The organism is Funiculus sociatus GB2-C1 (genome assembly GCF_039962115.1).
Classification (GTDB): Bacteria; Cyanobacteriota; Cyanobacteriia; order Cyanobacteriales; family FACHB-T130; genus Funiculus; species Funiculus sociatus.
Window position 1 is genome coordinate 109,302 of the sequence record NZ_JAMPKJ010000005.1, and the last position, 14,616, is coordinate 123,917.

Sequence of the window (14,616 nt, forward strand, 5' to 3'; positions counted from 1 at the left end):
ATTAATGAACCTCAGAGGAGGAGAAAAGAGGGAGTTATATACCAATCCTGAGTTTTGAAAGTTACTTTTTAAACGAACTACCCAGGAGCAAAAGAGGAGGAAAGGGAGAAGTTCATAAATTACTGAGGATTGTTATATAAATGAATTTTGATTGTTGTGGTTCTATTTTACTCAGTTAACCAAAGCATTAAGTGTGTATTCTTTTTCTGTGGTTTGGATGATTTCTTCGGCGAAAAAGTTTTGAACTGTTTCAAATTCTTCGATTAAGGCGGAGCGGTCTTTCTGTGCCACCAGTTGTGCTAATTGGCTGTAGGTGTTCGCCAATCTCTCAATAGTTTGACATCTGTCTTCTGTCGCCAGCATGATGTCTACACATAAGGGCGGACTTTGGGCAAACAAACGTTTTACTATGTCAATTTCTAAGCGATAACTTGGGGTTGACATCGACAAGCTACGGTCTATATCTATTCTTTCTGCTGCTAGAAAAACACCGAGACTAAACCTGGAAAAATGCCGCGTTGCTTGAATAATTACCATCATGCGGTCGTGTTCTTGGGGAGTGCATACAATCAGCTTGCTACCCTGACTTTCTATGAAGTCTAGAAACCATTGAAATGAATCCTGATTTCGCCCTGGACAAACTACAACTTTTTGGGATAGGAAAGATTTGACAGTTGGGCCAAACATGGGATGTAATCCGATTACAGGCCCAGCATGGAAATCGAGCATTGCTTGTACTGGCTGAGTCTTGATACTGGTAATATCTGCCAGTGCTGTAGTTGGAGAAAGATATTTAGCTGTACGCTTGATTACATCTATCGTTCTGTCAATAGGAACGCTAATTAAAACTAGGTCTGCTTGGCTCAGCAGTTTATCTGCATTATCCCAATCATTGTGTTCAAGAATGCTAACGTTGTGGCCTGCTGCTGACAGTTGTTGTGTAAACAATTTTCCCATTCTGCCAAGCCCGCCAATAATGGTAATTTGTCGGGGTCTGACATTATTTATAGATGAAAAGTTATCGGTACCGGCGAGACAACTCGTTACTACATTTTCCCAAACAGATTCCGGAACACCAATCTGGGCAAGAAAGGGAGCAATATAGGATAGTTGTTCTTCAATTGGAACTTCTGATTCACTCAAAATCGATATGCGATCGCGTAATAGCTTGATTAGAAATTGGTCAGTTTGCTTGAGCTTATCTGGTATCATATAAAACCGCTCGTAAGTATTGTTTTCATTACTAATTGCGGCTAATTGTTCATTACCATTAGCCATGAACGCGGAGGCTAGGCTTCAAGTCACAGCAAATATTTGCGCCAGTATCATTGAAATTGGTAGCAGGCTCAAAACCAACAAACCGTAAGGTAAAGTTGCGAAACCAGCTGCAACTGTCGCATCCAAGACTATTAACGACAATACGCCCGCCTTCACTGCGACTCGAATTAGGTCTGGAGTTGGTTCGCGGGCGGCTTTTACAAAAGCAGGTAACACACGCCCAGCGAATAAAAGAATAAACGGCAATGCGGCAAGAACTTGATAATCTGGCAAAAGCCCCAGCGCTAATATGCTAACAATGACTGCACCAACAAATAGCAAAGCTGTTATTCCCGTACTCGCTTTTCCCCCATGTACTTCACCTTTGCTAATAGCGGTGACAGCAGCAATGTAGGTGATAGGAATTAAAGCTAAAAACCAGCGTTCTCCCAACATTGCTGGTACAGCACTCACGCCAAGCAATAAATTGCCGCCGCGACAAATGCCCATGTTGACGGGGCCAAGAATTGAGTGGTGTTTGCCGAAAGCATCATATAGTAGAGCGGCAAAGGCGATGGTAGCAGCGATCGCGCCACTCAACCAGGATACTTGCAAGGCTGCAACTATGCCGACAGCTAAAAGCAGACTTCCAAGCGCGATCGCACCTTGACGAGATGCGCGATCGCTAGGAATTGGTCTTTCTGGTCGCTCTTTGGCATCCAGTTCAGCGTCGAATACATCATTAAATACTACACCGCCACCGTATAAACCTGTGGTAGCTAGAAGTAACCATGCAAGTGTTGCCGATCCTGTTAGCGTTTGATTTAGGAATGCGATCGCTCCTGAAGCTGCAAAACCAACTAGAATGTCTGCCCAAGCAGTAACAATATTTGCAGGCCGCATTAGCTGTAGATAAGCCCACAAACGGTGGGAACTCAAACTTGCAGCATTCACTGTGATTCTCCGTGATTATAAGATTTTTTTCGGGAGTTATGAGGTAGAAGGCTATTTTTTGCTAATAGCTAATAGTGAATTGACCATGAGCCATGAGCCAATTACTCAATGAGTGCAAAGTCGCGGTTAGACTCTACGACTGGTGACTGTCCGCGCAGTACGGAATTTCCGTTGAAAAGTTCGCGTTGGTCAATAGGTAAGGGTTCTAGCCAGTCTGCTTCTTTCATCTGACCGCTTTGGCTATAAGCTGTTAGGGCATTTTCGTAACAGACAGCCCGCACATACTCTTCTGAGATTCCCCGTTCTAGCATTAGCTGGGCTGTCTTAGGTACAGCTAGGGGATCGCTGACTCCCCAATCTGCACTACTGTCTACGATTACGCGATCGCATCCATACTGGCGCACGATCTCCACCATCCTTGCATTCCCCATCTTGGTCTGCGGATAAATCGTGAAAGCAGCCCAGAAACCTCTATTTAGTACCTCTTCAACAGTTTCCTCGTTGTTGTGGTCTATAATTACCTGCGCTGGATCTAATCCATGCTCAATACAGCGATCCATGCTACGGCTAGTACCTGCTTTCTTGTTGCGGTGGGGAGTGTGAATCAACACCACCATATCCAATTCTTTTGCTAACTCTAGCTGTAGACGAAAATATTTGTCCTCAGCTGGTGTCATATCGTCATAGCCAATTTCACCAATAGCAACCACGCCCTCTTTACAGGCATAAAGTGGCAACAGTTCCATAACTTCTTCTGCTAACGCCTCGTTGTTAGCTTCTTTCGGGTTCAAGCCAATTGTGCAGTAGTGTTTGATCCCAAACTGGCTGGCTCGGAATCGCTCCCACCCGACAATGCTGCTGTAATAGTCCTTAAAACTCCCGGCGTTAGTCCGGGGCTGTCCCAACCAGAAGGAAGGTTCAATGACGGCAACAATGCCATACTCTCGCATCACGAGGTAATCGTAACTTGTGCGGGAGGACATATGAATGTGAGGATCGATGAACATCCTGCTGTTGTTAGACATGGTTACTTCTTGAATAATGGATTTCGCAGAATTATGAGTTTTGAGTTATGTGCAACTTTTCTCCCCTTGTTAAGGGCGTTCTGACTTGGAAAGTGACACATCACATGAGTTTTGAATTATTAGAAAAGATTTAACTCAAAACTTTTTCAGATTGTGGCTTATTGCATTCATATTCCTGTAAATAAATTTCCGGCTGAAAACTTAAACCCGTTAAAACAGGTTGAAACATTTACCAAGGAATAGTGACGATGACTTTAGTCTGTGAAGCCCCTTAGACGCTTTGCGGCTTCTGGAAGAGTATTTTAGTTCAGGGCTGAATTAATGCCAGAAGTCTATTTTGGCTAAAACTGCTCCAAGTCAGACGACCCTGCTCAATAGATGATTGCAAGTTTGGGTGACGAGCGAGTAGTTCTTGAGCTTGGGGTAAGGGACATTGAGAACAAGCCAAAGCAGCTGCTTCTTGCTGGACTGCATCAGGAGCGTTCAGCACCTTTTCCAAATCCGCTACTATCCGGGTGTCCGCAAACCGCCCGACTGGTCGCCAGAGTTCCGGCGTTACTGGACGTTTAGCCGCCCAACGTTCGTGAGCATAGTCTGCCAACATTCTTGCTAAATCTGGGTTAGCACGACGGTCGAGTCCGACGATGAGATGCAAGGGACTACCGACAAAAACAGCTTTTAGTACCATTTGGTTCCAGGCGTTGTTGTCGAAATAGTCAGCAGGATAAGGGTTTTGCAATGCGATCGCATTAAACACGGAAGTCATGTTACTCCGTACTCCCTCAGCAGCTCTGGCGCAAAGCCGTTCTGGGTAGGGTAATATTGGCAAGCTTTGATAGAGAGCGACTAGCTCTCCCACGTCAGCGGTGGTGAAGATTTGCTCAAGCGATCGCAGATATTTCTCCACATTATCCTGCGGCAGCGCCAGTATCAGTAAGGTGCGAGCCGCTTGATCTACGCTCCAATGACCGGGGAACCAACCTCTTTGTATTGAAACTGCTTGTAAGTCTTCTGGTGTTAGTTCCAGGTTTTTTTTGCCCGTATAGCGAGGCACAGCACTGAAGGAGGTAAAGAATACTCGCTCCTGATTACCTTCGGCAATCTGCTTTATCTTCTCATCTAGCCAGGTGAGACTTTCTTTGGCGATATTTTGTGCTAGCCAGCAACGGAGTAAGCCGTTTACGCCCTTTAGATCAAGGTCAATTAAAGAATACATAATACTCATTAAAAGGGTTGGCTTTGGTTCAAGGTTCGCCTGGTGTGTGCGAATCGAATACTAGATTACAAAAGTCATGAATTATGAGTTTATAACTCCTCGCCTCCTAACTCCTTACTCTTAACTTTTAAGAATTTAAGGCAAAGTTGCAATGAATAATCTTTTGATACATTGGTCAATTCTTTTGATATTGTTGTGTCTCTAGCTTTAGGCGATGAGTGCTTCTCCAGCCTTGAGGAGTTGTATCGTAAAATTGGCGAAATTGGCGGCTGAAATGGCCTGCGTCTTTATAGCCGACTGCTTCAGCAATTTGATTTACTGCCTGGTCGGTTTCTTGGAGCAAGAAAAGCGCCTGTGCCATCCGACGCTTGACAATCCAGCGGTATATACTCTCTCCGGTATGTTGCCGCACTAAGCTAGTCAGGTAAGCCGGAGAGTAACCAAATGCCTGAGCCACATCACAGAGCGTAATCGGTTGATGATAATTACTCTCAATAAAATTGAATATCTCAATCATTTGGGGACATTCAGGAAATATTGACTGCGGAGAAGACGCGCTTGCAGCTTCAGTAGAAGGTGAATCTGATCGCTGGTTCTCAGATGAACTCCACTGTAGTAAGGTAGCTTGTTTTTTCAAACGGGTAGCGATCGCGCTCAGCAATTCCTCTCCCATACAAGGTTTAGTGAGATAGTCATCTGCTCCCAGTTCCATGCCTTTGCGGAGGTCAGGCCGTTCCCCCTTGCAACTGACAAAAATGAAAGGAATAATCGCTGTCAGGGGGTTAGAGCGCAGCGTAGCTAGGACATCGTAACCATTTGTTTCCGGCATTACAATGTCGCAAATTATCAGGTCGGGTAGCTGTTTTTGTGCCTTTTGAATTCCCAATTTACCGTCTTCAGCATCAATAGTGTAGAAACCTCCAGCTTTAAGGCATTCTACAAAGAAATTTCGCGTTGGGGCATTATCCTCAATTACTAAAATTTTTTTCACCATTTTCCCTATTACTCAACACTTACGTATGTGAACACATCCAGTTTCATCAAGTAAGAAGAGAGCTTGAAGATTCAAAAAGTGCAAATTTGTAAAACCAATGACGCACTTCAAGTTTACCAAGCAAATTATGGACTTTCCCTAATCAGGTTAAGCCCTTATTTTTACACATTTTTTTTTGCTAAATGAAACAGGATACAGTTACTTGGTGGAGACTAGGTAGATTTTAGATTGGGTTAATCTCTCCTCTACGAAAATTCTCTTTTTAATGTTAATATTTGTAAATACTCCTAAAGGTAGAGATAAAAAACATCGTGTGTTTGTCTATACAAGGCAAGTCAATAGAATATAAACTGATTAAATTCATAGGGCTTTAAGCCTTGCTGTGAGCCAATCACAGCAAGGTAGGCGGCAATACTTACGTATATATAAAGAACAAAATCGAAAGAATTGACAAATATATCAATAGATTATTCATTGCAGCCTCACCTTAAAGTTTTGTAAGCTTCTTCACAGGGAAGACCCAACACGAAAGTGCTGTTAACTCAAATTTAATAATTAACAGAGTGAGCAAGCACTAAAAAACACAAAAAGAACAAAGAAAACTTGTTGCGTTCTAATGAAAAAGTTAGGTTAGTGAATCTGACGCAACAGAAACAACGTAGTTTAAGCCTATTAAAGGGCTTGACTTTAATTTAAGAATTTTAATCGGGCAGTCGAGGCATAAACGGAAGGCACTCCTAGAGATTACATATTCTCAGTGCTGCTGGGTGATGTTCAAATTTTTAAGAAGCATACAGGGGCTTGCTTCAACTTCCTAGAAATATCGCAACCAAACGACCGAAAACTATATACCAACTCCAATGAGTATTGAGTCCTACAAAGCATTCGCAACAGATACCTACACCTATGTAGATTCCGCGCCAGCCGATCCAACGCGCAATTATCAAAGCATCGATGACTCAAATATCAAGCCGGTTCTTAGCAACCAGCCGGAAGTATCGCTTAGTGTCGCCGAAGCGATCGCTTCAATGCTGGAAGAATTAGGAGTAAGCTACGCTTTTGGTGTCGCCGGGGGTGCAATGGCATCGCTTTGGGGTTCCCTGTCTAATAGCCTAATGCAGGTGCTTAACTTTCGTCATGAAAGCGGAGCCGCCTTTGCAGCCGTTGAAGCGTACTTTGCCACAGGTCGTCCAGCTGTTGTATTCACCACAGCCGGGCCAGGAATCACCAACGCGCTGACCGGACTGTTTGCAGCGCGTGGTGAGGGTGCAAAGGTGATTCTCTTGTCAGCTTGCACCACAGCACCGCAACGCGGGCGCTGGGCTATCCAAGAAACCAGCGGATACACATTGCCGAAATCCGGGATATTTAGTTCCGGCGAGTTGTTCAACTATGCAACAACTATTGAGTCTCCTGAAGAACTTCCACAGATTTTTCGCAGACTTGCTTTGGGACTGTCACAACCGGGCGGCTTTGTCGCCCATTTGAGTATTCCCACCGGAGTGCAGACAAGTTTGGTGAATACATCTTTGCCTCGGTTAGACCTGTCTCATTCTCTGTTCGCGCCGAGTTCCGAAGCGATCGCAAAATGCGTACAGATGCTATCACAAGGATCGTTTGCCATCTGGGTTGGCTTTGGGGCGCGGGGTGCAGCGGATGCAATTCGCCAACTGGCCGAAAAAACGGGGGCGGCTGTGATGTGTTCGCCGCGTGGTAAGGGCATCTTCCCAGAAGATCATCCACAGTTTGTCGGTGTCACAGGCTTGGGCGGTCATGCTTCCGTACTGACATATATGCAAGAGCAACCGCCTTTGCATACCCTGGTACTGGGAACGCGACTCGGCGAACCTACTTCTTTCTGGAGTAATTCGCTGGTTCCCTCTGAGGGATTCATCCATGTTGATATTGACCCGGAAGTGCCTGGGGTTGCCTATCCATTTGTGAAAACGTTGCCCGTTCAATCTGACGTAGGCGTGTTTGTAGAAGCCTTGCTGAAGCAATTGCCAGAACGCCCTAGCGGGTCAGAGGCGGTGTCCCTGCCTAATCCTGAACGGGAAGCGATCGCTCCCGGCGCAGACAGCCCAGTGCGCCCGGAAATACTCATGGATGCAATTCAACGCATCATCGTCGAAGGCAGTGATGCAATAGTAATGGCAGAGTGCGGAAACTCATTTACTTGGGCAACTCACCTGCTGCGATTTTCCCAATCAAATCGTTACCGAGTCAGCACCGGAGTTGGATCGATGGGTCATACTGTCGCGGGTGTTGTCGGTGCAGCCCAAGCACGAAACGGCAAAGCTGTTGCCATTGTCGGAGATGGAGCCATGCTGATGAACAACGAAATCAGCACAGCTGTAAAATACCAAATTCCTGCCGTTTGGATTGTACTTAACGATGCCCGCTACAATATGTGCCACCAAGGGATGACATTGCTGGGACTCAAAGGTGCAGATGCGGCAATTCCCCCAGCGAATTTCGTTCAGATTGCTTGCGGGATGGGAGCTGAAGGGATTCGCGTCGAAAAAGAGTCTGATCTGCAAGCGGCATTAGAGAAAGCGATCGCATCCACCGTCCCCTTCGTTGTCGATGTCGCTATCGATGCCAATCGACCTGCACCATCCAAAGGGCGTAATCAGAGTCTTGCTGCACAAGGAGCCGTATCAACCCCGGTTAAGCACCTTTCATTCCCATTAGTTTAACCAAACTAGGGAAAAAGTAATTTTTAGGTTGGGCTTACCGTGTGGAAACCCAACAACTTGCTAAGGGAATCTTCAAGCCCCTCCCCGCGTAGGGGTGAGGTTGGGGAGCGAAAAGTTTGAGCGGAGGGTTCCTTCGATCAAAGCTTTTCAAGAGAGAGGTTTCTTCGCGGCGAGACCCAACCTACCTTCTCTCCCACTCCCCAATCCCCAGTCCCCAATCCCTAATTAGGCGTATCAGGAGAGCTGTGTGAAACTGTTTGAAACTACGAAAGAAATGGGTCATGAGCAAGTTCTCTTCTGCCATGACAAAGAATCAAATCTGAAAGCAATTATCGCCATTCATGACACCGGACTAGGTTCCGCGATGGGTGCAACACGTCTGTGGCCTTATGTAACCGAAGAAGATGCCTTGCGAGACGCACTTCGTCTTAGTCGCGGAATGACCTACAAAGCAGCCTGTGCCAACATTCCAGTCGGCGGCGGAAAAGCAGTAATTATTGCTAATCCGGAAAATAAAACCGATGAACTTTTCAGAGCCTACGGACGTTTTGTAGAAAGCCTAAACGGACGTTTTATTACCGGGCAAGATGTAAATCTTTCTCCTCAAGATGTGCGTCAAATTAGTAAAGAAACAAATCATGTTGTCGGTACTTCCGAAAAATCGGGAGGCCCAGCACCCATAACATCTATAGGAGTTCTTTTAGGAATCAAAGCTGCTACAGAGTTCCGGTTGCAAAGAAATGAACTTGCTGGGTTAAAAGTTGCAGTACAAGGACTGGGAAATGTAGGCAAGAATCTCTGTCAGCGCTTACATGAACATGACGTGAAACTCTTTGTCACTGATGTAAGTAAAGAGAAGACAGAAGAGATAAAACGTTTATATGGGGCAACCGTTGTTGAACCAAACGAAATTTACTCTCTTGATGTTGATGTTTTTGCTCCTTGTGCATTAGGAGGAATTCTTAATAGTTCCACAATTCCTCAGCTTAAAGCTCTAATTGTGGCTGGTGCTGCAAATAACCAGCTTGAAGATGAGCATATACACAGTAAACTCCTTGAATCAAAGGGAATCCTCTATTGCCCAGATTACGTAATCAACGCTGGAGGATTAATCAACGTTTACAACGAAATGATTGGATATGAGGAGGAAAAAGCTTTAAGCCAATTAAATAACATCTACAGCACTTTATTGGAAATTTTTGAGAGTGCTGAGAAAGAAGGTTATACAACTTATGAAGCTTCTAAAGTTTTGGCTGAAAAGCGAATTCTGAAAGCTAAGCATATCAAGCTTATGCAGCAAACAAATTGAAGGAGTGAACCGTGGAAAGAAATACGTTTGCAACGTCTGCTTATATTGCAACTTCGCCGGAGATAGCTTTTGACTACCTGTGTAGTTTAAAAAATCTGGACGAGTGGACTCTCTTCAGCCGGATGGTAGAGCAAGTTGATGAAGATACCTGGCTGGGAACAGCATCTGGCTATCACAAAAATCTCTACTATCACGTTAAAAAACTAGAAAATCCGCTATTTTACGGTATTGAATGGCACTGCGGATTTGAGTATCAGAAATATTTTCAAGTTTACCCTGTGTTGCTTTTTCCCGCTGACTACATTGAGCCGGGAACTGATGAAAAAGGAGTCTATTTTCACTGGCTCAGTTTTGTCGATCCAAAACGACAGACTCAGATGATTATGCAGGGAATTCATACGGTACACACTTCCGAGTGTCGTTCTCTCAAAGGTGTTTTGGAACGCAAAGCTGGTCTTACCGCAGCAGCGAAAGGGCGCTACTTTATCGATACTGACACCATCTATGTTGATGCGCCAATTGAAATCGGGGTTGAATACTTAAAAGACTTGCGGAACATAGATGAGTGGGCGCATTTACTACGACCGAATGGAGAAATAAGTCCTGAATTTGGTGAATTCAAGGATGAATATGACCAGAAGGTGAAAGTTTCTCTGAGACTGCATACTTTGAGCAAATATTACTTGCTTGAACAAGAAAATTTCTATCCAGACTACGACTTTTATCAGCGGTCTGTGGCGCTGATAATCCCAACATCTTATGCTTTCGGAGACCCGGAAGCTCCTGGGTTCATCCTGCATCGGATTACATTTTGGAAAACAGGTGAAACTCTCGCCCACGGCAAACTCCAGATTGAGGATTTTGGGGCTGAGAGCATGAACATTAAGCGATTCGCAGAAGCGAAAGCTGGCAACGTTAAGTCCTTTGATCGTGGGATGAGTTATGTACCAGTTAGCCATTAGCTGTTTGCTAATAACTAAGAGGATGTTTGAAAGATCATAATCGAGACTCTTAGATGGTGGAGATCCTCCTGGCATACTTCTTAAAAAGGGGGACTAAGACTTGATTCTCCACCGTTGAAAAGGGGGCTGGGGAGATCAAACTAGCTTTTGACACTTCTGGGACATCCTCTAATTCTCAAAAATTACTTAGAGCCAATATCGCCTGAGATGAAAGTAAAGCAATTTCCTATTGCATTTCTAACTTTTTGTAGTGTCGCTGTTGTGGGAGCAAAAGCCGCAGAAGCAGTATCTTTTACAATACTTGCGGACGGTCTTGATAATGCAAAGGGTCTTAGCTTTGGCCCTGACGGTGCGCTGTATGTTACAGAGGCGGGAACGGGGGGAAACGGGGTTTGCGTTCCATCACCGAGCGCCCAAGGCGATTCTTTATGTTATGGAACAAGTGGTGCAGTAACCAAAATTGAGAATGGGACTTTCAAGCGGATACTTACCGGACTTCCTTCGGTAGCATTACCAGACGGTACGGGAGCAGCTGGCCCTCACGATATAAAATTTGATGCCAAAGGTTCGCCTTATGTTCTGCTTGGGTATGCTGCTAATCCAGCTTTACGCGATCGCATAATCGGTGACACTGACCTTGGCAAAATCATCTCTCCCGACTTCAATACAAATTCGTGGAGCAGTATTGCAGATTTAGCTAACTATGAACTCGCTAACAATCCCGATGGCGGCGATTTAGTTAGCAATCCCTTGGATTTTCTCATAGATGGCAATAACTTTGTTGTAGTTGATGCAGGTGCGAACGACTTGCTGGGTCTAGGGATTAATGGGGACGATTTGAGAGCGATCGCGCTCCTTCCCACCCAGATATTGACTAATCCAGTCTTTCCAGGCCCTGACTCCGTACCTTTCGATCCCGGACAGGTACCTCCTCCTGATACTCTTCCTGATACACCACCATTGCAGTTTCCAGTTCAACCAGTACCCTCAGCTGTGGCAAAAGGTTTGGATGGTGCTTATTACGTCAGCGAATTTACTGGTTTTCCTTTTCCAGAAGGTGGAGCAAAAATCTATCGTGTTGGTGCTGATGGTCAACCAACCGTCTACGCTGATGGCTTTACGCAACTAACAGACTTGGAATTCGATGCTGCGGGTAATTTGTATGCCTTGCAGTACGCCAATCAGTCAGCCTGGAAAGGTAATTTAGAGGCAAGTCTCTTCAAAATAACCCCAGATGGCGATCGCACAACTCTCCTGGGCGGTAATGGCCTAGAGTCGCCTACTTCCCTGACTCTGGGCCCCGATGGTGCAATCTACGTCACAAATCGCGGCGGTCGCCCTGGACAAGGGCAAGTCCTAAGAATTGATCCCAAACCTGTGCCAGATCCTAGTTCTGCTATAGCCTTATTCACCCTTGGCATAGGTGTTACTCGGATGCGGAAGCGTAAATGTGCGATCGCAGATCGTCAAGTCAACTAACAAACTTTCATTCACTTAAATCCAACTTTGCGACACATGAAACTCAAGCAATTTACTCTGACATTTCTGATTGGTCTTACCGCTATTACCGGAACCAAAGCCGCCCAAGCTGCATCGTTGACTGTGGTTGTGGATGGAGTCAGTAACGCACGCGCTGTTAGTTTTGGTCCTGACGGTACGCTCTACGTAGCCGAGCCCGGTATCGGAGGAAATGGCAAGTGTCAGGCATCACCTAGTACGATATTTCAGCCGATCTGCGCTGGAAATAGTGGCTCAGTTGTCAAACTTACGCCAGACGGTCAGCAGTCGCGGATATTTCAAAACTTCCAGTCTCTGGCAGAACAACCCTCTGGAAATCAAGGAGCTGGTCCTCAGGATCTACAATTTGATTCTTTTGGTAATGCTTATCTTCTAACTGGGTTTGCTGGTTATCCGGGAAATCGTGATGCAGAAACAATTGCCCTTGGCGCTAATTTTCCAATCCCACCAACGCAACTCGCTACTTTCCCTCCAGCCGCACCCGATGAAGTCTTAAATACTCCTAACTTGGCAAAACTGTTCAAAGCTGATTTGGTCACACAAGAGCTAACTGAGATTTTCGACTTCGGCAAATATGAAATCATTAATAATCCTGACGGTGGAGACGTAGTTACCAATCCCTACGACTTGACTATTAGTGGCGATACTGCTTATGTCATTGATGGCGGTGGGAACGTAGCCTATAGCCTCAAACTTGATGGCAGTGATGCAAAAGCAGTTGCACTTCCTCTGAACATCATTACTAACCCACAACTTCCACCACTTCCACCAGGAGTAGAGCTTCCACCAGGGCTAGTAAACTTTCTACCTCCAGATGAAGCAGGAAACCCTCGGATCACAATTCAATCCGTACCCACTGGTGGGGCAATTGGTCCCGATGGTGCTTTATATGTTGGTGAATATTCAGGCTTTCCCTATCCACAAGATCAAGCGCGGATCTTCCGAATTGGGGAGAATGGTATACCAGAAGTTTATGCTGAAGGGTTTAACGCAATTACAGAACTAACGTTTGATAAGCAAGGCAACTTGCTAGTCTTACAGTTCAGCGACCTGTCACAGTTAACAAGTCCGAACATCCAGAACCTGCCTGGTTCTTTAATTCAACTAGCTCCTGATGGGACTCGCACAACCCTCGTCGCTGCGGGTGAAGGGCTGGAGTCGGCTGATGGTCTTGCTATTGGTCCTGACAACCAAATTTATGTCACAACACGCGGTGTTGGACCCGGGCGAGGACAAGTCGTTCGCGTTGATACCACACCAGTTCCCGAACCCGCTTCGGTACTGGGTTTATTAGCCATTGGCACAATAACTGCTGTTACCAGAAAGGGCAACAAACAAAAACACAAAAACAGTAAAGCTTTGGCAGAGACGATCTAACAACTTTTGGTAGATGCCTTAACGCATGGTTGCGATCGCCTGAATGAAAAAAGTGTAGCGCGATCGCAACCATATAAACCCACCCAACCAGGAATTCAATCTTATGGGATTACTAAAAAATCTTTCAATTGCCATTCTCAGTACCGGATTTATAGTTGCAGCAGCAGCTGAAGCCAAATCACTAACCTTAACCTACGAGCGTAGTATTGGCAGTCCTGGTTTCGGCCCTGGGCAGCTGTTTGTTCCCCAAGGCATAGCAGTGGATGCCTCCGGGAATACCCTCATCAGTAACGGTCGCGGTCTTAACCCAGACGGCAGTTTTAACCCGGACATCGGTAACAAAGTTGAAGTCTTCGACCCTCAAGGTAACTATATAGGAGCAATTGGCGAGGGCGGCAAAGGCCCCGGACAATTCGACGAGCCATCAGCTTTAGAAATCGATCCGGATACTGGGAATTTATATGTAGGGGATGTTTTCAACAACCGCGTTAATGTCTACGATCCCCAAGGTAATTTTATTAACTCCTTTGGCTCATTTGCCGGACTCATACCCGGTAGGGCTTTCTTTGGCCCATCTGGTGTGACATTCGACAAAGCTGGCAATGTGTATGTGGGTGATTTTAGCGGCGACAAGATCAACAAATACACTAAGGACGGCGAGCTAATCGGTTCCATTGGCAGCTCTGGAACCGAACCTGGGCAGTTCCAAGGGCCAGCAGGTTTAAGAATTTCCCCAGTTAGTGGAAATTTCTTTGTGAGTGATCAGTTTAACAACCGCGTTCAGGTACTCGATCCAGAAGGTAATCCTATCTTGACATTTGGCAAACAAGGCACCGGGCCTGGAGAGTTTAATCAGCCAATTGGCCTAGAAGTGGACGAGTTTGAGAATATTTATGTGGCTGATTCTATCAACAGCCGCGTTCAGGTATTCGATAAAAACGGTAACTTCCTCACTGCATTTGGTTCAGCTGTCGCAGCACCACCTCCCCAATTAGGTGAGCCACCCTTTGGCAACCCCCTCGACCTCTCACCAGGGAAATTTAACTGGACGGCTGGCACAAGCTACAAAGATGACAAACTCTATGTGGGCGATTTCTTCCAAGGTCGCGTCCAGGTGTTAAACATAGACAGAACCGCAGTACCTGAACCTTCCTCCGTATTGAGTTTAGCGTTCCTGGGGATTGGAGCGGCGGCGACATTGAGAAAACGACAACAAAAGTCAGTCATCAATTTGACAACCGATCGCGATCGCACTGCTGTTTAGCAACTAAACATGAGACAGAAGCGGGGAGTATTGAAAAACCG

The 14,616-nt window shown here is 45.7% G+C and carries 11 protein-coding genes; 6 read left to right on the forward strand and 5 right to left on the reverse strand.

The genetic code is table 11. The features are described 5' to 3' along the window. Positions 1-171: 171 nt before the first annotated feature. The 5 genes from tyrA to NDI42_RS04325 all read right to left on the reverse strand — a co-directional run bounded on the left by tyrA (position 172) and on the right by NDI42_RS04325 (position 5,446). Positions 172-1,278, reverse strand: a complete 1,107-nt coding sequence (gene tyrA / locus NDI42_RS04305) for a bifunctional chorismate mutase/prephenate dehydrogenase (protein WP_199311055.1) — start codon at positions 1,276-1,278, stop codon at positions 172-174. 18 nt (positions 1,279-1,296) lie between these two features. Then, positions 1,297-2,211 carry a UbiA-like protein EboC gene (eboC, locus tag NDI42_RS04310; RefSeq protein WP_313930860.1) on the reverse strand — a complete coding sequence of 305 codons (915 nt, stop codon included), beginning with the start codon at positions 2,209-2,211 and terminating at the stop codon, positions 1,297-1,299. 101 nt (positions 2,212-2,312) lie between these two features. Then, positions 2,313-3,218, reverse strand: coding sequence for a TatD family hydrolase (locus NDI42_RS04315; protein WP_190436070.1), 906 nt, complete (start codon positions 3,216-3,218; stop codon positions 2,313-2,315). A 325-nt stretch (positions 3,219-3,543) separates the two neighbouring features. Further along, on the reverse strand, positions 3,544-4,461 hold the full coding sequence (locus tag NDI42_RS04320) for an EboA family metabolite traffic protein (RefSeq protein ID WP_242017553.1): 918 nt from the start codon (positions 4,459-4,461) through the stop codon (positions 3,544-3,546). Between the two features lie 166 nt (positions 4,462-4,627). Beyond that, positions 4,628-5,446 (reverse strand): response regulator transcription factor, encoded by an 819-nt coding sequence (locus NDI42_RS04325; protein WP_199311056.1) that lies wholly within the window; start codon positions 5,444-5,446, stop codon positions 4,628-4,630. 860 nt (positions 5,447-6,306) lie between these two features. Here NDI42_RS04325 and scyA point away from each other — a divergent pair. The 6 genes from scyA to scyF all read left to right on the forward strand — a co-directional run bounded on the left by scyA (position 6,307) and on the right by scyF (position 14,575). Next, the gene (scyA, locus tag NDI42_RS04330; protein ID WP_190452863.1) at positions 6,307-8,145 is read left to right on the forward strand and encodes a scytonemin biosynthesis protein ScyA; all 1,839 of its coding nucleotides are present in this window, start codon (positions 6,307-6,309) and stop codon (positions 8,143-8,145) included. Between the two features lie 247 nt (positions 8,146-8,392). Further along, entirely contained in the window at positions 8,393-9,454 is a 1,062-nt protein-coding gene (gene scyB / locus NDI42_RS04335; protein WP_190452865.1) for a tryptophan dehydrogenase ScyB, read from the forward strand. A gap of 11 nt (positions 9,455-9,465) precedes the next feature. After that, the gene (scyC, locus tag NDI42_RS04340) at positions 9,466-10,416 is read left to right on the forward strand and encodes a scytonemin biosynthesis cyclase/decarboxylase ScyC (RefSeq protein WP_190452867.1); all 951 of its coding nucleotides are present in this window, start codon (positions 9,466-9,468) and stop codon (positions 10,414-10,416) included. 207 nt (positions 10,417-10,623) lie between these two features. Continuing rightward, on the forward strand, positions 10,624-11,895 hold the full coding sequence (locus NDI42_RS04345) for a ScyD/ScyE family protein (protein ID WP_190452870.1): 1,272 nt from the start codon (positions 10,624-10,626) through the stop codon (positions 11,893-11,895). Between the two features lie 36 nt (positions 11,896-11,931). Then, the gene (locus NDI42_RS04350; RefSeq protein ID WP_190452872.1) at positions 11,932-13,311 is read left to right on the forward strand and encodes a ScyD/ScyE family protein; all 1,380 of its coding nucleotides are present in this window, start codon (positions 11,932-11,934) and stop codon (positions 13,309-13,311) included. Positions 13,312-13,414: 103 nt separating this feature from the next. Further along, a complete protein-coding gene (scyF, locus tag NDI42_RS04355) occupies positions 13,415-14,575 on the forward strand; it encodes a scytonemin biosynthesis PEP-CTERM protein ScyF (protein WP_190452873.1) in 1,161 nt (386 codons plus the stop codon). Positions 14,576-14,616: the final 41 nt, after the last annotated feature.

Excerpts from the sequence above, each read along its gene's own strand:
- NDI42_RS04350 (WP_190452872.1), top strand. The coding sequence starts at position 11,932 with ATGAAACTCAAGCAATTTACTCTGACATTTCTGATTGGTCTTACCGCT.
- NDI42_RS04315 (WP_190436070.1), bottom strand. The coding sequence starts at position 3,218 with ATGTTCATCGATCCTCACATTCATATGTCCTCCCGCACAAGTTACGAT.
- tyrA (WP_199311055.1), bottom strand. The coding sequence starts at position 1,278 with ATGGCTAATGGTAATGAACAATTAGCCGCAATTAGTAATGAAAACAAT.
- NDI42_RS04320 (WP_242017553.1), bottom strand. The coding sequence starts at position 4,461 with ATGAGTATTATGTATTCTTTAATTGACCTTGATCTAAAGGGCGTAAAC.
- scyF (WP_190452873.1), top strand. The coding sequence starts at position 13,415 with ATGGGATTACTAAAAAATCTTTCAATTGCCATTCTCAGTACCGGATTT.
- scyA (WP_190452863.1), top strand. The coding sequence starts at position 6,307 with ATGAGTATTGAGTCCTACAAAGCATTCGCAACAGATACCTACACCTAT.
- NDI42_RS04325 (WP_199311056.1), bottom strand. The coding sequence starts at position 5,446 with ATGGTGAAAAAAATTTTAGTAATTGAGGATAATGCCCCAACGCGAAAT.
- NDI42_RS04345 (WP_190452870.1), top strand. The coding sequence starts at position 10,624 with ATGAAAGTAAAGCAATTTCCTATTGCATTTCTAACTTTTTGTAGTGTC.